General features: G+C 68.6%; 15 protein-coding genes. 9 read left to right on the forward strand and 6 right to left on the reverse strand.

Going from position 1 to position 18,176, the window contains the following annotated elements; genetic code table 11:
- Nucleotides 1-65: 65 nt before the first annotated feature.
- The 4 genes from cutA (at nt 66) to AC5P88_RS06925 (ending at nt 6,489) form a co-directional block, all read left to right on the forward strand.
- Nucleotides 66-404, forward strand: coding sequence for a divalent-cation tolerance protein CutA (gene cutA, locus AC5P88_RS06910; RefSeq protein ID WP_010481118.1), 339 nt, complete (start codon nt 66-68; stop codon nt 402-404).
- Nucleotides 401-2,779, forward strand: a complete 2,379-nt coding sequence (locus AC5P88_RS06915) for a protein-disulfide reductase DsbD family protein (protein WP_495224666.1) — start codon at nt 401-403, stop codon at nt 2,777-2,779. Before cutA ends, AC5P88_RS06915 begins: the two co-directional genes overlap by 4 nt.
- On the forward strand, nt 2,776-3,339 hold the full coding sequence (locus AC5P88_RS06920; protein ID WP_495224667.1) for a TlpA family protein disulfide reductase: 564 nt from the start codon (nt 2,776-2,778) through the stop codon (nt 3,337-3,339). The genes AC5P88_RS06915 and AC5P88_RS06920 overlap by 4 nt, the downstream gene beginning before the upstream one ends.
- Before the next feature lie 627 nt (nt 3,340-3,966).
- A complete protein-coding gene (locus AC5P88_RS06925; protein ID WP_495224668.1) occupies nt 3,967-6,489 on the forward strand; it encodes a PepSY domain-containing protein in 2,523 nt (840 codons plus the stop codon).
- A 125-nt stretch (nt 6,490-6,614) separates the two neighbouring features.
- On the opposite strand, the gene AC5P88_RS06930 is transcribed toward AC5P88_RS06925, so the two are convergent.
- A complete protein-coding gene (locus tag AC5P88_RS06930; protein ID WP_111112999.1) occupies nt 6,615-9,155 on the reverse strand; it encodes a methyl-accepting chemotaxis protein in 2,541 nt (846 codons plus the stop codon).
- Nucleotides 9,156-9,358: 203 nt separating this feature from the next.
- Here AC5P88_RS06930 and AC5P88_RS06935 point away from each other — a divergent pair, with 203 nt between their 5' ends.
- Nucleotides 9,359-10,198, forward strand: coding sequence for an arylamine N-acetyltransferase family protein (locus AC5P88_RS06935; RefSeq protein ID WP_495224669.1), 840 nt, complete (start codon nt 9,359-9,361; stop codon nt 10,196-10,198).
- A 65-nt stretch (nt 10,199-10,263) separates the two neighbouring features.
- Here the strand turns inward: AC5P88_RS06935 and AC5P88_RS06940 are convergent, their stop codons facing one another.
- The 3 genes from AC5P88_RS06940 to AC5P88_RS06950 are packed head-to-tail and all read right to left on the reverse strand — an operon-like array spanning nt 10,264 to nt 12,393.
- Entirely contained in the window at nt 10,264-10,635 is a 372-nt protein-coding gene (locus tag AC5P88_RS06940) for a VOC family protein (protein WP_495224670.1), read from the reverse strand.
- A gap of 22 nt (nt 10,636-10,657) precedes the next feature.
- Complete coding sequence (locus tag AC5P88_RS06945; protein ID WP_495224671.1) at nt 10,658-11,296, reverse strand: response regulator transcription factor; 639 nt, start codon at nt 11,294-11,296, stop codon at nt 10,658-10,660.
- Nucleotides 11,293-12,393, reverse strand: coding sequence for a sensor histidine kinase (locus AC5P88_RS06950; RefSeq protein ID WP_495224672.1), 1,101 nt, complete (start codon nt 12,391-12,393; stop codon nt 11,293-11,295). The genes AC5P88_RS06945 and AC5P88_RS06950 overlap by 4 nt, the downstream gene beginning before the upstream one ends.
- Before the next feature lie 161 nt (nt 12,394-12,554).
- On the opposite strand from AC5P88_RS06950, the gene AC5P88_RS06955 reads away from it, so the two are divergent.
- The 3 genes from AC5P88_RS06955 to AC5P88_RS06965 all read left to right on the forward strand — a co-directional run bounded on the left by AC5P88_RS06955 (nt 12,555) and on the right by AC5P88_RS06965 (nt 15,305).
- Nucleotides 12,555-12,977 (forward strand): DUF2141 domain-containing protein, encoded by a 423-nt coding sequence (locus AC5P88_RS06955; RefSeq protein ID WP_495224673.1) that lies wholly within the window; start codon nt 12,555-12,557, stop codon nt 12,975-12,977.
- 26 nt (nt 12,978-13,003) lie between these two features.
- Nucleotides 13,004-14,527 carry a carotenoid oxygenase family protein gene (locus tag AC5P88_RS06960; RefSeq protein ID WP_495224674.1) on the forward strand — a complete coding sequence of 508 codons (1,524 nt, stop codon included), beginning with the start codon at nt 13,004-13,006 and terminating at the stop codon, nt 14,525-14,527.
- A 61-nt stretch (nt 14,528-14,588) separates the two neighbouring features.
- A complete protein-coding gene (locus AC5P88_RS06965) occupies nt 14,589-15,305 on the forward strand; it encodes a transporter substrate-binding domain-containing protein (RefSeq protein WP_495224675.1) in 717 nt (238 codons plus the stop codon).
- 60 nt (nt 15,306-15,365) lie between these two features.
- Here AC5P88_RS06965 and AC5P88_RS06970 read toward each other — a convergent pair whose 3' ends face one another.
- On the reverse strand, nt 15,366-16,265 hold the full coding sequence (locus AC5P88_RS06970) for a LysR substrate-binding domain-containing protein (RefSeq protein ID WP_495224676.1): 900 nt from the start codon (nt 16,263-16,265) through the stop codon (nt 15,366-15,368).
- Nucleotides 16,266-16,363: 98 nt separating this feature from the next.
- Between AC5P88_RS06970 and AC5P88_RS06975 the strand changes: the two genes are divergently transcribed.
- Nucleotides 16,364-16,549 carry a hypothetical protein gene (locus tag AC5P88_RS06975; protein ID WP_106548934.1) on the forward strand — a complete coding sequence of 62 codons (186 nt, stop codon included), beginning with the start codon at nt 16,364-16,366 and terminating at the stop codon, nt 16,547-16,549.
- Here the strand turns inward: AC5P88_RS06975 and AC5P88_RS06980 are convergent.
- Nucleotides 16,546-18,093: an alkaline phosphatase gene (locus AC5P88_RS06980; RefSeq protein WP_106548935.1), complete on the reverse strand. Its 1,548-nt coding sequence runs from the start codon at nt 18,091-18,093 to the stop codon at nt 16,546-16,548. The genes AC5P88_RS06975 and AC5P88_RS06980 overlap by 4 nt on opposite strands.
- Nucleotides 18,094-18,176 lie beyond the last annotated feature (83 nt).

Below are 18,176 nucleotides of genomic sequence, written 5' to 3' on the forward strand. Positions count from 1 at the left end.
CGCAACGCAGCGGTCCACTGCCGCCGCCGGGCCCTGACCCGGCGGCGGCCCTATACTCGACGGCCATGTCGACCGTCGATCCCGTCCTGCTGCTGTTGACCACCTGCCCGGACCGGGCCAGTGCCGAGCGCATCGCGCACGCGCTGGTCGGCGAGCGCCTGGCCGCGTGCGTGACCCGCCTCGATGGCGCACAGTCGACCTACCGCTGGCAGGGCGAGGTGACCACCGACGCCGAGCTGCAGCTGCTGGTGAAGACCACCGCAAGCCGCGTCGATGACGCGATTGCCCGGATCGTCGAACTGCATCCGTATGAACTCCCGGAGTGCATCGCGGTCGAAACCCGGGCCGGCCTGCCGGCGTATCTGGATTGGATCCGGGCACAGACCCGGGAGGACACTGATTGAAGACTCTGTTTGCGCGTGGCGCCGCCCTGTGCGCCCTGTTGTGGCTCTCGCTGCCAGCGTTCGCGCTGGATGAGAAGGACCTGCTGCCGGTGGACCAGGCGTTCGCGCTGACCGCCACCGCCCCCGAGCGCGGCCAGGTGCAACTGCAGTTCAAGATCGCACCCGGCTACTACCTGTATCGCCACCGCACCAGCGTCAAGGCCGATCCGGCGTTCAATGCCGGCGCGCTGCAGATGCCCAAGGGCGACAAGCACCACGACGATTTCTTCGGCGAAGTCGAAACCTATCGCGAACGCCTGCAGGCCACCCTGCCCGGCACGCCGACCGACGCCGCCGGCACCATCAGCCTGGAAGTACGCTACCAGGGCTGCGCCGACGCCGGTGTCTGCTACCCGCCGCAGAAGCGCGTGGTGCAGGTCACCCTGCCCGGTGCCGGCGCACAGGCCGCGGCCCCTGCCGCGCGTGCCGGTGCCGCCAGCCCGTTCAACAATCCGCTGGCAGGTGCCGGCAACAGCGGCGGGCTGCGCCTGCCGGGTGCCGCCAGCAACAGCCAGGCGCTGCCGCTCCCGTCCGAGCAGGCGTTCGGCTTCGATGCCATCGCCAGCGACGGCAACACCCTGCTGCTGCGCTTCAGCCCCGCGCCGGGCTACTACCTGTATCGCGACCGCACCTCGCTGAAGCTGGAAGGCAGCACCGGCGTGCAGGCCGGCACGCCGCGCTGGCCGGCTGCGCAGTCGCATCGTGATGAACACTTCGGCGATGTATCGGTCTACTTCAACCAGGTGGAAGTACCGCTGCCGCTGCGCCGCTCCGTTGCCGACGCGGTCGACAGCACCCTGGTGGTGACCTTCCAGGGCTGCCAGACCGATGGCATCTGCTACCCGCCGATGACCCGCCGGGTGAAGCTGTCGATCCCGGCCGGCAAGGTCAGCGCCAGCGCCGACCAGGCACCGCCGCGCAACGAAGTGATCAACCCGCTGCCCGGTAGCGCCGGTGCACCGCGCGAAGCCGCCAACGGTGCACCGCTGCGCCTGCTGCCAACCGTGCCTAACACCGATGCGGCGGCCACTGCGGGTGACGTTGCCTCCGGCAATGAATTCGCCGCCGATGCGCAGGGTGACAACGCACTGCGCACGCGTCCGCCGGCGACCACGCCGAATCCGGACAGGTCATTCGTGTGGGTGCTGCTGCTGGCCCTGGCCGGCGGCCTGGTGCTCAACCTGATGCCGTGCGTGCTGCCGATCCTGTCGCTGAAGGTACTCAGCCTGGCGCAGAGTGGTGAAAGCCCGCAGCGCGCACGCAGCCACGCGCTCTGGTACACGCTGGGCGTGCTGGTCGCCTTCGCGGTGATCGGCGCCTTGATGGTGGGCCTGCGCGCGATCGGCAACGCCGTCGGCATCGGCTTCCAGCTGCAGCATCCGGGCGTGGTGGCGGCACTGGCCTACATCATGTTCGCGGTGGGGCTGAGCCTGTCCGGTGTGTTCACCCTCGGCGGTGGCATCGGCAACCTTGGCCAGTCGCTGGCCAGCCGCAGCGGCCCGGCCGGCGACTTCTTCACCGGTGCGCTGGCCTGCGTGGTCGGCAGTGCCTGCGTCGGCCCGTTCATGGGTGGCGCCATCGCCTACGCGTTCATTGCGCCGCCGCTGAAGGCGATGACCGTCTTCCTGTTCCTTGGCCTGGGCCTGGCGCTGCCGTTCCTGCTGATCGGCTTCGTGCCGGCGCTGGCGCGCCGCCTGCCCAAGCCGGGCCCGTGGATGGAAACGCTCAAGCACGTGCTGGCCTTCCCGATGTATGCCACCGCGCTGTGGCTGCTGTGGGTGCTGGGCAAGCAGCGTGGCGTGGACGGCATGGCGCTGGTGCTGGGTGGCCTGCTGCTGTTCGCCTTCGGCCTGTGGCTGTTCGAGCGCAACCGCTGGACCGGCTCGCGTGCAGTGACCCTGCTCGGCGTGCTGCTGGCGATCGGTGCATTGGTACCGGCCTGGGGCGTGACCCAGCTGGCACCGCCGGCACGCGCCGCACAGGCGGCCAGCGACAACGTGGTGGAGTACTCGCCGCAGCTGCTGGACCGCCTGCGCGCCGACAACCGCGTGGTGTTCGTCAACATGACCGCCGACTGGTGCGTGAGCTGCAAGGCCAACGAGCGCGCCGTGCTGTCGCGCCCGGAGTTCAAGGACCTGCTCAAGCGCACCAACGCGGTGTACATGCGCGGTGACTACACCAACGTCGATCCGCAGATCACCACGTTCCTGGAAGAACACAAAGCCGTCGGCGTGCCGCTGTACGTGGTGTACGGCCCCGGTGCACCGCCGACCGTGCTGCCGACGCTGCTGACCCAGGCCGTGGTCGAGGAAGCGCTGCTGCGCACCGCACGATGAAGTGGCAACGGCCAGCGCTGCTGTGGACAGCGGTGCTGGCCGCCGGCCTTGGCCTGTGGGCCGGCCATCGATTGGCACCGGCGCCGGTGACGCCTGGGGCCGTGCCGGCGGCGCCTGCCGTTGCAGCTGCGGCGCCGGTCCTGCAGGTGGGCGACCGCCTGCCCGCGTTGTCGCTGCCCGATCTTGAAGGCAAACCGCTGGACCTGCGCCGGCGCTTCGCCGGCCGCCCGCTGCTGGTCAATGTCTGGGCCAGCTGGTGCGCACCCTGCGTGGAAGAAATGCCGGAGCTTGCCCGCTTGGCCCATGCGCAGGGCGATAACGGTGTACAGGTGCTGGGCCTGGCACTGGATACCCCGGAAGGCGTACGCCGTTTCCTGCAGCAGGTGCCGGTGGATTACCCGATCGTGATCGAGACACCGGGCCCGCGCGACGCGAGCGTGCAGTTGGGCAACGCGCAGGGCCTGCTGCCCTACAGCGTGCTGTTCGATGCGCAGGGGCGGATGGTCAAGGCGAAGCTGGGGCCGTTCGCCCACGGCGAGATCGAACGCTGGGTGCAGTGAGGGTTCGGCAGGGTTGCACCCTGCACCCGCTTCAGGCCAGAGCAACAGCCGAAGCAACAGCTACAGCGGGCTTTCCGTGGGATGGCGGGGCGATGTCGGAGTGCGGGGACGCTGCAAGTACGTCCCGGTAAGCTTGGCAGCCGCATCCATGCGGCTGACACCCCGCACTCCGACACCGCCCCACCTCTTACAGATTCCGATGGCTGTTGGTGGATGTCGACCTTGGTCGACACGGTAGATCCACGCCATGCGTGGATGGATCTCCATCGAAATCGAATATTCCGACAATTGAACGAAGAGCATCCACGCATAGCGTGGATCTACAGATCGCGGAGATCTGTCGAAGGCGGGGTGGGTCCGGTGGCGGGGGTGTCCGCGGCATGGATGCCGCGGCCAAGCCCCCAAGGACGGGTTTACGGCGTCCCCCGCCACCGGACCCACCCTGCCATCCCACGGAATGCACGCTGTTGCTGTGGCTGTTGCCCTGGCCTGAAGCGGGTGCCGGGCGCCGCCCGGCCGATACCCCCTGCTTGACCTCAGGCAGGGCGCCCCGGAGAATTCCGCGACTAATTCTCATTTGCTGTTGCGCAGGATGCGGGCGGCAGCCTTCCGGGCCCTCCTCCTTCGATGTTCAAGAACGTCCTGTTCCAACTGCACTGGCTGCTGGGCATCACTGCCGGTGCCGTCCTGGCCGTGATGGGCCTCAGCGGCGCCGTGCTGTCCTTCGAGGACGAACTGCTGCGTGCCGCCAACCCCGGCTTCGCCGAAATCGCCGAACACCACTCCGAAGGCCAGCATCCGCTGGCGCTCACTGAACTGGTGCCGCTGCTGCAGGCCGGCAGCGAGCGACCACTGCAACGCCTGCGCATCGATGCCACCGGACAACGACCGTCAGTTGCACGGTTCGCCGGCGGCAAAGAGCACTGGGTGTACTTCGACCCGTACAGCGGCGAACGCTTCAGCGCGCTGCGCGGGCAGGCCTTCTTCGATTTCGTCGAAGACCTGCATCGCCACCTCGCTGCGGGCGAGCGCGGCAAATGGATCACCGGCAGCTGTGCCATCGCCCTGCTGTTCTTCACCCTGTCCGGCCTCTATCTGCGCTGGCCGCGGCGCTGGTGGCACTGGCGCAGCTGGTTGGCGGTGGAGTGGAAGCGCAGCGGCCGCGGGTTCCTGTGGAGCCTTCACTCGGTGGTTGGCACCTGGGTGCTGTTGATCTACCTGATGAGTGCGCTGACCGGCCTGTGGTGGTCGTTCGACTGGTACCGCAGCGCCGCCAACACCCTGCTGGGCGTCGCGCCGGCGGCCAAGCACAAGGTCGCCACCGACACGACGCTGGACCTGCGCCGCGTGGAAACCACCTTGTATGCGTTGCCCGGCGTGCGCACCGGTTTCATCGACCTGCGCCTGCCGGAAAAGCCCGGCCAGGTACTCAACGTGCGGGTGATGGCCGGTGATCCGTCTCAGCGCGGCGGCCACCATGATCGTGCACATGATCTGCTGCAACTGGATCCGGCCAGCGGGACAATCCTCGATTCGCGCCCCTACGCGCGCCAGGGCACCGGCGGCCAGCTGGCCACCAGCGTGTTCGCGTTGCACTCGGGCAGCTACTTCGGCATGCCCGGGCGCGTGGTGGTGATGCTCAGCAGCCTGGGCATGAGCCTGTTCTTCATCACCGGCTGGATGCTGTACCTGGACCGTCGCCGCAGCCAGCGCGCCGCGCGCGGGCTGCGCCAGTCGCTTCCGGTTGCCGCCGCCGATGATGGCCGCGCACCTTGGCTGGTCGTGCATGCCAGCCAGAGCGGGCTGGGCGAACAGCTGGCCTGGCGTGCTGCCGCGCAGCTGCAGGCCGCTGGCCATGCTGTGCAGGTACTGCCATTGGCCCGGGTCGATGCCACGCAGCTCGCGCGCACTGCGCAGGCCTTGTTCGTGCTGAGCACCTTTGGCGATGGCGAACCTCCGGATGCGGCGCGGGGCGCTGCGCGACGGCTGCTGGCAAAAGCGCCCGATCTGTCGGGCCTGCAGTTCGGCCTGCTCGCCCTGGGTGACCGCCAGTACCCGCACTACTGCGGCTTTGGCCGCCAATTCGATGGCTGGCTGCTGGGCAACGGTGCACGTGCGCTGTTCGGGCGCATCGATGTCGATGCCGCTGCGGTACCGGCGCTGCGCCAGTGGCAGCAACAGCTGGGCGCGCTGACCGGCATCGCCACCGATGACAGCGTGCTGCCGGCCGCCACGCAGATGCACGAGTGGCGCCTGCTCGGCCGCGACCGCCTCAATCCAGGCAGCATCGGCGGTGCGATCTGGCGCATCCGTCTTGCTGCACCGGCCGAGGTGCAGTGGCGGGCGGGCGACATCCTGCATATCGCGCCCCGCCACAACGCACGGCACGCCGGTGCGGTACTGAAGGCACATGGGCTGGATCCCCTGCAGCCGCTGCTGATCGACGGCCAGCCGCGCACGCTGCTGGCGCTGGCCAGCGAGCGCGAGCTGCCCGATGCCGATGCTGCGCTGGCGGTGCAGGATGCGTGCCTGTGGCTGGCAGGGCTGTCACTGCTGCCGGGGCGGGAGTACTCCATCGCGTCCTGTACGGATGACGGTGCGGTCGAGCTGGTGGTACGGCTGGTCCATGACGAAGCCGGACGTACCGGCCTGGGCTCGGGCTGGCTGTCAGTGCATGCGCCGATAGGCGCCAGCATCGCCTCCCGCGTGCACCGCAATCCGGGTTTCCATCGAGTGACCGGTGCACCCATGGTATTGATCGGCAACGGCACCGGCATCGCCGGCCTGCGCAGCCTGCTGCGCGAAGCCGCCCATGCGGGAGAACACGGGCACTGGCTGCTGTTTGGTGAACGCCAGCGTGCGCACGATTTCCTGTTCGCCGACGAGATCGAGGCCTGGCAGGCCAACGGTCATCTTGCGCGGGTGGACCTGGCGTTCTCGCGCGATGGCGACGGCGGCTATGTACAGGATCGCCTGCGCGTGGCGGCCGATGCCCTGCGCGACTGGATGCAGCGTGGTGCCGTCATCCACGTGTGCGGTTCGCTGCAGGGCATGGCCGAAGGCGTGGACCAGGTGCTGCGTGAAGCGCTCGGTGATGAGGCGGTGGAAACACTGCTGGAGAGCGGGCGCTACCGTCGCGACGTGTATTGATTCCTGCCACCGCGCATTGGCGTGAGCCGAGCATGGGCTCGGCCCTACAGTGTTTCCCGGGCCCGATGATGTAGAGCCGAGCCTGCACTCGGCTGATTCCCCGCCGGGCCACAGAACAGCGCCGCCTAGGCCGCCGCGCGTGCCGCCCGCTGTTCCGGCTGCAGCCGGAACGCGCCCACCGCTTCGGCCAGCGCGTGTACCTGCGCCTGCATCTGCGCGGTGGAGGCACCGGCTTCTTCCACCAGGCTGGCGTTGCGCTGGGTGCTGGCTTCCATCTGCACGATGGTCTGGTTCACCTGCGCGATGCCGGCATGCTGGTCCTGCGATGCACTGCGGATACCGGCCAGCAGCTCGGCCAGCTGCTGCACGCTGCCAACGATCTCGCCCATGGTGGTGCCCGCCTGCTCGGCCTGCTGGTTGCCTTGCCCGACCCGCGCCACCGAATCCTCGATCAATCCCTTGATCTGCTTCGCCGCCTCGGCACTGCGCTGGGCCAGCAGGCGTACTTCTGCCGCCACCACGGCAAAGCTGCGGCCCTGCTCGCCCGCACGTGCCGCCTCCACGGCCGCGTTGAGCGCAAGGATGTTGGTCTGGAACGCGATGCCATCAATCAGCTGGGTGATATCGCCGATCCGGCGTGATGCCTCGCTGATGCCCTGCATGGTCGCCACCACCTGGCCGACCGCCTCGCCGCCGCGCTGCGCCACCGCTGCGGCACCCTTGACCAGCGCGTCGGCACGCCCTGCGGCATCTGCATTGCGGCCAACGGTGTCGGTCAGCTCATGCATCGATGCGGCCGTTTCTTCCAGGTTGGCCGCTTGTTGTTCGGTGCGCTGCGAGAGGTCGTGATGGCCGGCAACGATCTCGCCAACACCGGTATCGAGGCTGGAGGTGGCGTGCTGGATGCGGGTGACGATGCGGCCGAGCTGAGCGACGGTGGCATTGGCATCGTCGCGCATGCGCGCGAACACCCCCTGCAGTTCACCCTCCATGCGCACGCTGAGGTCACCGCGGGCGAGCGCGGCAAGCAGTGCCTGCAGGTCGCCGAGATTGGTTTCAAAGGTCGCCAGCAGGCGATTGATGCTGGTCGACAGCGTGCGCACGAAGCCCTGCTTGCCCTCCAGCGCGATGCGCCCGTGCAGGTCACCGTGAGCGGCGGCGTCGACCAGCGCGGCCACTTCGGTTTCCAACAGGGTTTCCAGCGCACGGCTGCGCCATTCCACCGCTACGCCAAGGAACTGGCCTTCGTCGATGATGGCGTTGGCAATCAGCTGGTAGCGCACCCCTGCATGGCCGATCTCGCGCTCCTCGCGCTGGCGCACGCTGGCCAGGCTGCCCAGCGCTGGATGCAGGCGCACCGCGTCGCTGCCCACCAGCTCTTCGACCTGGCGCTCGAGCTGCAGCAGCAGTGCCGGGTTGGCGTAGGCAACCTGCCCTTCCGCATCGATCACCATCAGGCCGGTCTGCGCGCTGTCCAATGCCTGGCGCACGCGGGTGTTGCCGCGCGCCACCGCCCGCTCGGTCTCGATGCGCGCGCGCAGGCGCTGCTGCATGTCGACCAGGCGCTGGGCCAGCTGGCCGATCTCGTCGTTGGCGTTGTAGACGCGCAGGGTGGTGTCCAGGCGGTCGTCAGCGATGTCGCTGGCGAAACGCAGGGTGTCCTGGATCGGCTGGCGCACCGCGCGCAGGACCAGCACCAGGCTGGTGATCAATACACCGGCAACCAGCAGCAGCGTGAGTGCGAACAGCACGCTCATGGCGCGTGCGCCGGCTTGCTGGCGTGCCTGTGCACTGGCCAGCGCCGCGACCTGTGCCTGCTGGAATGCGGCCAGCGCCGGTGCCACGCCAGCGGCGGTTTCCAGCAGTGACTGTGCCTCCACATCCAGCCCGACACGCGCGGCGGTGTAGCCCAGCAACGCGACCTGGTAGCCCTCCATTCCGCTGCGCAGGGCGTCCTGCACATCGGCAGGCAGACCGGCCAGCGCCAGATCGAATGGCAGTTTTTCTTCGCTCGCACGATCGGCGTGCGTGGAATCACCATCGAGCAGCAACAGCGCCTCCTGACGGCGCATCTTCTGCAGGGACAGCGCCAGCGACGGCCGCTGCTGGGCGTCCACCTGGGTCTGCAGGGCATCGGCCGCCTGCTGCAGCTGCGCGGCAAGGCCAGCGTCGCCGCGACCCATTTCATCGACACGTTCGAACAGCGCCACCACACCCTGCGAGAACGCGTCAGCGGCCTCGGTCAGCGCCTGCAGGGCCTTGCGCCGGCTGGCATCCATCGGCATCGCACGCAGCGCCTGCAGATCGGCCTGCAGGGCTTTCTGGGTCACCAGCAACTGGTTGCGGTCGGCATCATCGAAACTGCGTGCATACTGGGTCTGCAGGCGGCGCGCTTCGGCCACCCGCGTGGCCAGGCTCGCAGCCAGATCGCTGCCGCGCTGGTAGCTGGCCTGGCTGCGTGCAGCCTGTGCGCTGGCGTGGCCGGTCCAGGCGTAGACGGCAGCGATCGCGACCAGGCCAAGCCCACAGACCCACAGGGTCGCCTTGAGCTTGTTGGCCACGCTGAGCCGATGCGGCTGCAGCCAGCGCAGCAGGCCGGGGGACGCCGAGCGCAACGTGCCAAGGCGCGCGCGCAGGGACCTGAGGTGGGGGACAACGGCCGACATGACAGACTCCAGGCGGAAGGACGCACCTGTATCGGCCGGATCTGACACAACTTTAGGAATTTTTTCGTTCGCCCACGCCGATCGCTGACGGACGCGGCCTTTGTACCGGGCACAGGCGACGGGGGGATGACATCGCCGCCGCGCTTGACCTCAACCCCGGTTGGGGGAGCACAGTGGACCTCCCTCCCCCGACCGGTGCCGCCATGACGACGCTCGATGTCCCCCGCTACCTGCAACGCCTGCAGCTGGATGCACCGCCACCGCTGACGCTGGCCGGACTGACCCTGCTGCAGCAGCGCCACAACGCGCTGCTGCCATTCGAGACGCTCAGCTGCCTGCTGCGCGACGCGGTGCCGATCGACCTGGACAGCGTGCAGCGCAAGCTGCTCGACGAGCGCCGGGGTGGCTACTGCTTCGAACTCAATGGCGGCCTGCTGGCCCTGCTGCAGGCACTGGGCTTCGATGCGCAGCCGCTGAGTGCGCGTGTACTGCTGGCCGCACAGGACGGCGAGCTGACTGCACGGACCCACCTGCTGCTGCGCGTGCATGTGGACGGCGATGATTGGCTGGTGGATGCCGGTTTCGGCAGCCTGACCCCGACCGTGCCGCTGCGCCTGCACGAGGCGCAGCCGCAGGCCACGCCGCACGAGCGCTATCTGCTGCAGCGCCTGCCCGAGCAGGGCGACTTCGTGCTGTCAGCCGAATCTAGCGACGGCTGGCGGGCGATGTACCGCTTCGATCTGCAGGCACCTGCACCGATCGACAACGTGGTGGGCAACTGGTACGTGTGCACCCACCCCGATTCCAGCTTTCCGGGCCAGCTGCGCGCGTCGCTGACCGGGCCCGACTGGCGCCGCACCATCGGCAGCGGCAACTACACCGAGTACCGCCCCGGGCAGGCGCCGGACAAGCGCCCGCTGCACGATGTCGGCGATGTGCGCGAGGTGCTGCAGCAGCGTTTCGGCATGCAACTGCCGGACGACCCGCGACTGGACCCAGCCATCAATGAATGGCTGCAGCGCTCGCGTACCGCGACCTTGTAGAGCCGAGCCCATGCTCGGCTGACGCATTGGCGGCGCAATCAACAGCAGTCGAGCATGGCTCGACTCTACAGAAGCGCGCGCGCCTGCAGCGCGATGCGGTTGCCTTCACTGTCGCGGATCTCGGCCACTCGCCAATTGCCGGCATCGGCCGGGCCGAAGCGCAGTTCGGCACCTGCCTGCAGCGCACGCGCGAGGCTGGCATCCAGGTCATCCACGCCGATGTAGATGCGCGCGCCCTGCTCGGAGGGCCGGTAGTCCGCACCTTGCACCAGCGCCATGCTGGCACCCTCCGCGTCATCCGAAAACGGCAGGTACGCCATCTGGCAGTCATGCAGCAGGATCGGCGCATCCACGTCCACCCGCAGCCATTGCTGGTAGAACGCGATGGCACGGGCCAGGTCACTGGCGGGGATCTCAACGTGCAGGATCGGGTTCATGCTTTTTCCTGGTGCCGGCAACTCAGATGATGCGCAGGGTAATCGCCTTCAGCACCGCGCGGGTGCGGTCGCGGGTGCCGAGCTTGTCGAGGATGGCCGAGACATAGTTCTTCACCGTGCCCTCCGCCAGGAACAGGCTGCGCGCGATCTCCTTGTTGCTGTAGCCACCAGCCAGCAGGCGCAGGATCGCTACTTCGCGCTCACCGAAGGTATCGGTGGGCGGCGCTTCATCATGGAAGCGGTAGCGGGCGCGTACCGGCTCGGTGCTGACCGGCAGCAGCAGGGCCTCACCGGTGGCAACGCGCTCGATCGCCTCGCGCAGGTCGGCCGGTGCTGCGTCCTTGAGCAGGAATCCCTGCGCTCCTGCCTCGGTGGCACGCAGCAGCAGATCACTTTCATCGAAGGTGGTCAGCAGCAGCAGCGGGGTGGCGTCACCGCGTGCACGCAGCTGGCGCAGCGCTTCGATGCCGTCCATCCCGGGCATGCGGATGTCACTGAGCACCACGTCCACCGGCTGGGTGGCCAGCGCATCCAGCAGCGCCTGGCCGTCTTCGGCCTCCAGCACCACCTCCACGCCCAGCCCCTGCAACAGCGCGCGCAGGCCGGCACGGACCAGCGCCTGGTCGTCGGCAAGGGCAACACGGATCGCGCCGCCGCTCATGCCGGCACCCACGCGGTCAGGTGCATGCCACCCTGTGCGGTGCGGGCCAGTTCCAGCTGGCCGCGCACTGCGGCCAGGCGCTCACGCATGCCGGCGATGCCGTTGCCCTCGCGGATACGCTCGGCGCGCTGGCCGTCATCACGGATGTCGATACGCAACCGGGAATCCTCTTCGTTGATCGTCAGCCATACGGTGTCTGCGTTGCCATGCCGGGCGGCATTGGTCAGCGCTTCCTGTACCAGGCGCAGCACAGTCTCTGCCATCAGCGGGTCAGCCACGCGCACGCTCTCGCCGATCTGCAGCTGCAGCTTCGGGCGCGGGAACGGCGCGGCCAGCGCGTGCAGCGCAGTAGCCAGATCGAGGCCGCGATCATCGCGCATCGATTGCACCACCTGGCGGATGTCGGCCAGCAACTCGCCGGACAGCTGCTCGGCCAGCACCAGTCCGTCGCGCCCGGCCAGCACAGGGTCGGCCGCAAGGGCGCGCAGGTTCAAGCGCATCGCGGTGAGCTTGTGCCCGGCCACATCGTGCAGTTCGCGGGCCAGGCGCAGGCGCTCGGCATCGCGTGCACTGTCGGCCAGCAGTGCACGTGTCGCCAGAAGATCGGCATTGACGCGGGCCAGGTCATCGCGGGCCGACGCAGTGCTGCGCGCGTAGTGTGCGGTCAGTGCGGCAAATGCCTGGAAGCCGCCATACAGCAGCACCACCAGCAACGGCTGGGTGAAACCACCGTGGCGCAGCACGAGATACATGGCGAGGTTGGCCAGCAGTGCAACACCCAGCACGAAGCGCGGTGGCCAGTGCTCGGCCAGCTGCGCCACCAGCACCACCAGCAGTACCGGCGCGGTTCCGGTGCGCGGCTGCAGGGCAACCAGCGCGATCGCCAGCACGGCCTGCAGCACCGCAGCCAGTGCACGCACGCGGGTCGGCATTGCCGCCCATCCGTGCACCACGAACAGCAGCAGGAACGCGCCAAGCGACGCCTGGCTGAGTCTGGCACCGGCGCCCTGCACGCCGAATGACAGGCCCACCACCAGCACGGTGACCAGGCCGGCGAGGCTGAGGGGACGCAACAGGTGGCGGAACAGGCTGGGCATGACCTGATGCTGACGGCCGCGGCAGCAACCGGCAATGGGTCCAACGCAGAAAGTGACTTCTGGCACGTCGGATCGATGACCACTGGCCCTGAACCCACCAACGCGCCCCGCGCAGACTGGCTCCACACCGCAGCACACCACCCACCTCCGGAGCCACCGCCATGAACCGCACCGCCCTGCTCAGCACCGCCCTGACTGCCCTGGCCCTGGCCAGTGGTGCCCACGCCGCCGATCTGGCAGTGACCGTACACGATGTCCGCGTGCAGACCGGCACGCTGCGCGTTGCACTGGTCGACAGCGCTGCCGCCTGGGACGGCAAGGCCAAGCCGGTGCAGGCGCAGCAGGCGACGCCCAGCGGCGACAGCGCCCACTTCACATTCAAGAACCTGCCGGCCGGCAGTTATGCCGTACTGCTCACCCACGACGAGAACGGCAACGGCAAGCTCGACACCAACCTGGTCGGCATGCCGGTGGAAGGCTATGGCTTCAGCAACAACCCGCAGGTGATGCGCAAGCCGACCTTCGACGAGGCGCGCGTCGACGTGCCGGCTGCCGGCGCTGCCATCGACATCACCCTGCGCTGATTCCTGCATCCAGACCCGAGGCCATCATGGACCGTCGCCGCTTTCTCCATACCCTGCTCAGCAGCAGCGCCTGCCTGGCCCTGGGCGCCACCGCACTGCGCAGCGCGCCCGCCTTCGCCGGTGACCCGGCCCGTTTCGCGCAGGGCCTGCAGGAGCACCCGTGGCTGCTGGGCTGGCGCAGCGTCACCAGCGAGAGCCTCGGCCCGGCCACCGTGCAGCTGCAGGGCCGTCTGCCGGCCGGCCTCGCCGGAACGTTGTACCGCAACGGCCCGGCCTGGACCGAGCGCGATGGCTTCCGCTACGACCACTGGTTCGACGGCGACGGCATGGTGCATGGCTGGCGCTTCAACGGCGATGGCAGCCTGACCCACCACGGCCGCATGGTGGCCACGCCGAAGTTCAGCCGTGAACAGAAGGCCGGCCGCTTCCAGTACCCGGCGGCCGGCACCAGCGTCCCCGGTGCCCTGGCGGTGCGCAACAACGATGACGCCAACGTGGCCAACACCTCGGTGACGATGATCAATGGCCGGCTGTTCGCGCTGTGCGAGTCCGGCTCAGCGTTCGAAGTGGACCCCGATTCGCTGCAGACCCTCGGGCCGGTCACCTGGCGCCCGGATCTGGCAGCGTTGCCGTTCTCCGCGCATCCGCTGCCGGACCGCGATGGCAGCGTGTGGAACTTCGGTTCGATCAGCCTGATGGGAGGCCACGGCCTGCTGGTCTGGCACATCGGCAAGGACGGCCAGCTGCGCAGTGCCAATGTGATTGAAACGCCGGAACATGGCTACCTGCATGCCTTTGCGATGACCGAGCAGCACCTGGTGTTCGTGCTGATGCCGTTCGACTTCACCGGCACCGGCGGCAGCTTCTTCGAGCGCATGCAGTTCGCACCGCAGCGCCCCGCGCGCATCGCGGTGGTGGCCAAGGATGCGCCGGACAAGGCGCAATGGTTCGAGGCACCGTTCGCGGCGATCTACCACTTCGGCGATGCCTTCACCCGCGACGGCGGCATCGTGCTGCGCGCGGTGCGCCACGACGACATCAACGAAGCGCGTTCACCAATGAAGGAAGCGATGGCCGGGGACGGCGCGCACGCTGCGAACAGCGGCGCCAGCCTGGTCGAGTTGCACCTGGACCTGCGCCGCGGACAGGCTCGCTGGGAAACCCTGGGCATCAGCGCGGTGGAGTTCCCGCTGTTCGATCCGCGTTCGGCCAGCACCCGGGGGGCGCGCCTGTACGCGCCGACCATCGATGGCCCGGCCACGGCGCCGTACTTCAACGCAGTGGCCGCATTCGATATCGAGCGCGGGCGTCGCCAGCTGTGGCACTACGGGCCGGACATCATGGCCGAGGAACATGTGTTCGTGCCGCGGCCGGGCAGTCGCAACGCCGATGACGGCTGGCTGGTCGGCACCCTGCTCGACCCGGTGAACAAGCGCAGCGGCCTGGCAGTGCTGGATGCGCGCCATGTGGATGACGGCCCGCTGGCACAGGCGTGGTTGCCGTATGCGGTGCCACTGGGCTTCCACGGCACCTTCGCCGTGCGCGGCTGAGTCCACGCCGTGCGGACACCGGCGCTGGCATGCTGGGGCTCCCCTTCCTGCGGAGCCCTGCATGTCCTTGGCCGACCATCGAAGCGCGCTGGCACCGCAGGGATTCCTGCGCGTGGCGATCAACCTCGGTAATCCCGTGCTCGCACAGGGCGATGCACGCTCGCCGCGCGGGCCGTCACTGGAACTGGCCACCGCGTTGGCGCAACGGATGGGCGTGCAGGCCCGCTTCACCTGCCACGATGCGGCGGCTTCGGTGGTTGCCGCGGCCGCCGAAGATGCCTGGGATCTGGCCTTCCTGGCGATCGATCCGGCGCGCGCCGACCGCATCGCCTTCAGCGCGCCCTATGTGGAAATCGAAGGCACTTATCTGGTGCGCGAGGACAGCCTGGCGCAGCAGGTGGCCGATCTTGATCGCGACGGCCTGCGCATCGCGGTCGGCCGTGGCGCAGCCTACGACCTGTTCCTGAGCCGGGAGCTTCGCCACGCCACGATCGAGCGTGCGGACACCTCGGCAGCGGCCATCACCCTGTTCGACCAGCAGCACCTGGATGCGGCCGCCGGCGTGCGCCAGCCGCTGGCGGCCTGGGCGCAGTCGCATCCCGGCCATCGGGTGCTGGCCGATCGTTTCACCGCCATCCAGCAGGCGGTGGCCGCACCAGCCTCGCGCCCGGCCGAGGCGTTGCGGGCGCTGTTCGAGGAAGTGGATTCGATCAAGGCCGGACCGTTGCTGAGCGACGCGTTCGCCCGTGCCGGGCAGGCGGTCACGCTGGTGCGGTGACTGTAGCGTCGAGCCATGCTCGACTGCTTCTTCGAAAGACCAGTCGAGCATGGCTCGACGCTACAGATGCGCGCCTTCCATGTGCCGCACATGCTCGGCGGCCTGCGCGTGCAGCCAGTCGCGGAAAGCAAGGAAGCCGCGATGGCGGGCCGAGCGCTGCGGGTACACCAGCCAGTGCGGCCAATCGGTCTTCAGGCGCTGGCTGGACAGCGCGACCAGCTGGCCGGAGTCCAGCAGCAGGCGCGCACGGGTGACCCGCCCGAGCGCCACACCCACCCCGTCCAGTGCGGCCCTGTGGTGTGCCTCCGAATCATCCAGCACCGCCACGAAGCGCGACGGCGGCCTCTGCCCACTCAACGCAAACCAAGCCCCCCACGCCCCGTCCGGGTCACCGAGCAGCGGCCATTGGTCCAGCGGTACGCGGTCGATACCGCCCATGCGCTCGATCAACGCGGGGCTGGCCATCGGCAACAGCCACTCGTCGAACAGCGGCTCCACCACCAGCCCCGGCCAGTTTCCGGTGCCCAGCCGCAGTGCCGCGTCGAACTGCCGCTGGCGCTCGAAGTCGACCAGGCGTTCACTGGATTGCAGGTTGATCTCGATCTGCGGGTGCGCGGCGACGAAATGCCCCAAGCGCGGCACCAGCCAGGCCGAGGCCATCGACGGCACCGCGCTGATCGTCAGTACGTGCTCGGCGCGCGCCGCATAGGGTTGGAACGCCTCGTTGATCGCATCCAGGTGCGAGCCGACCTGGTCGAGCAGGCGCTGCCCCTCCAGAGTGAGGGTGACACCACGAGCCTGCCGGATCAGCAACGGCTGCCCGAGGCGCTCTTCCAGCTGACGCATCTGATGGCTCAGCGCACTGACGGTGAGGTTCATCGACGCAGCCGCGCGCGACAGGTTGCCGAGGCGGGCAGCAGCCACGAAGCCCTGCAGGGCGTGGAGGGGCGGACGGGACATCAGACTTGAATCCTTCTCAAGGCAACCTTGCGGAAATGTCGCTTTTTGCCACCTCATGCTGCCCGTATCGTGCAATCCACTCAAGTGGAGGCACGCTCATGAACATCTTCGGCGGCTTGTTGTTCCTGCACGGCCACGTGGCCAGCGCCGAGCTGGCACGCCAGCTGGCCAGCCCTTCCCCGACGCCGTCGCCCAGCGGCACCCCTGGTCGTGCCGGCCGCTGGGCGGCAATCTCGCCGGCCAAGCATCCCGCAGCTGCCGGCCAGCGGCCGGCACGACCCTAGCGTTGCAGCGCTTGCTGCACGGCCGACGCGACATCGGTGTTGTCGATGTAGCTGCCGTCGTTCCAGCGCACATGCTGGCGGTAGCCGGCATCGACGCCCCGCACGCGCTGGCCCAGCAGCTCCGACCCCGCGCCCTTGGCCCACAACGGCACCAGCGCGTTGGAGTGGTTACCGGTGGGACGGAAGCTCATCCCCGGCATGCGGCCGCGTCCATGGTTCCTTACCGGTTCGAAGGCCACGGTCTGCGCGTCCGGGCCCATCGGCATGCTGTTGTCGTGGTCGGTGGTGACGATCAGCAGGTTGTGTTCCCAGCCGCCGTTGCGTTCGACCCAGTCGATCACCGCCGCCACCGCGTCGTTGAACTCCACGGTTTCCTCGATCAGGCGGCCATACTGAGGCTGGTCAGTGCATTGGCCGTAGTGCCATTCGGTACCGCAGGCACTGGTATGGGCAGCCCAGTCGGTGGCACCGCCTTCCACCATCAGGAACAGGCCGCGGGAGGAACGCTGCTGCAGGAACTGCAACGCGCCACGGGTCATCGTCGCCAGGTCAGGCACGCTGTCGATCTTCCGCACGCCGGAAGGGGTGCTCGCGTCCTTGCCCAGCACCTGCAGCTGGCGTGCCTGCTGCAGCGTATTGGCCACACGCGGCACGCCGATCAACGGACGATCAGCCGGCAGCCGGCCCTGCGCCAGTGCGGCGAACTCCTCCTTGCTGCGGATCAGGCGCCACGGGCCAGCCGGGTTTGCGCCGATCGTGCTGCCCGCTTCCAGCTGCCGCCAATCCTGCTGCGACACCCATTCCCACGGATTCGCGCAGCCCTCGGCCTTCGCGGCACCCCTGCCCTCGTCGCAGGCGTGGCCATCGACGCTGTACCCCGGGCCACCGGTGCCCATCACCAGGTCCATGTGACCCTGCGACAGCATCTGGTGGGCGATGGCGTGGTAGTTGTTGCGCGATGCGTTCTGCGCCGCAAACGCAGCGGGCGTGGCGTGCGCGAACGGCACCGAGGTGACCACGCCGGTGGCCATGCCCAGGCGCTTGGCGCGCAGCGTGTTGAATTCAACAGCGTTGCCATCGTTGTCCACATTGATGGCGTTGTTGTAGGTCTTGATGCCCGAAGACAGCGCCGTGCCTGCTGCGGCGCTGTCGGTCGCCACCGCGGCCAGGTACTGGTAGCCGGCGAACGGCAGGTCCTGCGCCGGCACCGGCTCGGTATCCCAGGCCTTGCCCGCGTCGTAGCCGAGGGTCTGCGCGTTGTCGCCGGTCGGCTGGCTGCTGGCGTTCAACGGGAACGTGGTGACCGCCAGGCGCTGCGGGAAGTCCGCATAGGGGGCGCCTTCGCGGCTGCCGTACTGCCAGTAGGCAGCGGCATCCCAGGTACCCCAACCCGCGCCGTCATTGATCATCACGATCACGTTGTACGGACGGACGTCACCGGAAGGAACGGCCTCGGCACGCAGAGCGGGCTGGCAGCCGCCAAGCCCGGCCAGCGCAAGCAGCAGCGAGGAATGGAGCCAGCGGCGTGGCGTACGTGCAGTCATTGAACAGTCCCCAGGCCATGGGCGGCCGAAATTGCGGTACGTTATATCGTTTCAATATTGCAGCTTCATGCAGCCGCCGCGGA

It is taken from the genome of Stenotrophomonas sp. YJH_SMC_8 (assembly GCF_059371315.1).

Excerpts from the sequence above, each read along its gene's own strand:
- AC5P88_RS06940 (WP_495224670.1), bottom strand. The coding sequence starts at position 10,635 with ATGAACCCGATCCTGCACGTTGAGATCCCCGCCAGTGACCTGGCCCGT.
- cutA (WP_010481118.1), top strand. The coding sequence starts at position 66 with ATGTCGACCGTCGATCCCGTCCTGCTGCTGTTGACCACCTGCCCGGAC.
- AC5P88_RS06945 (WP_495224671.1), bottom strand. The coding sequence starts at position 11,296 with ATGAGCGGCGGCGCGATCCGTGTTGCCCTTGCCGACGACCAGGCGCTG.
- AC5P88_RS06975 (WP_106548934.1), top strand. The coding sequence starts at position 16,364 with ATGAACATCTTCGGCGGCTTGTTGTTCCTGCACGGCCACGTGGCCAGC.
- AC5P88_RS06930 (WP_111112999.1), bottom strand. The coding sequence starts at position 9,155 with ATGTCGGCCGTTGTCCCCCACCTCAGGTCCCTGCGCGCGCGCCTTGGC.
- AC5P88_RS06935 (WP_495224669.1), top strand. The coding sequence starts at position 9,359 with ATGACGACGCTCGATGTCCCCCGCTACCTGCAACGCCTGCAGCTGGAT.
- AC5P88_RS06950 (WP_495224672.1), bottom strand. The coding sequence starts at position 12,393 with ATGCCCAGCCTGTTCCGCCACCTGTTGCGTCCCCTCAGCCTCGCCGGC.
- AC5P88_RS06980 (WP_106548935.1), bottom strand. The coding sequence starts at position 18,093 with ATGACTGCACGTACGCCACGCCGCTGGCTCCATTCCTCGCTGCTGCTT.
- AC5P88_RS06960 (WP_495224674.1), top strand. The coding sequence starts at position 13,004 with ATGGACCGTCGCCGCTTTCTCCATACCCTGCTCAGCAGCAGCGCCTGC.
- AC5P88_RS06970 (WP_495224676.1), bottom strand. The coding sequence starts at position 16,265 with ATGTCCCGTCCGCCCCTCCACGCCCTGCAGGGCTTCGTGGCTGCTGCC.
- AC5P88_RS06955 (WP_495224673.1), top strand. The coding sequence starts at position 12,555 with ATGAACCGCACCGCCCTGCTCAGCACCGCCCTGACTGCCCTGGCCCTG.
- AC5P88_RS06965 (WP_495224675.1), top strand. The coding sequence starts at position 14,589 with ATGTCCTTGGCCGACCATCGAAGCGCGCTGGCACCGCAGGGATTCCTG.
- AC5P88_RS06920 (WP_495224667.1), top strand. The coding sequence starts at position 2,776 with ATGAAGTGGCAACGGCCAGCGCTGCTGTGGACAGCGGTGCTGGCCGCC.
- AC5P88_RS06925 (WP_495224668.1), top strand. The coding sequence starts at position 3,967 with ATGTTCAAGAACGTCCTGTTCCAACTGCACTGGCTGCTGGGCATCACT.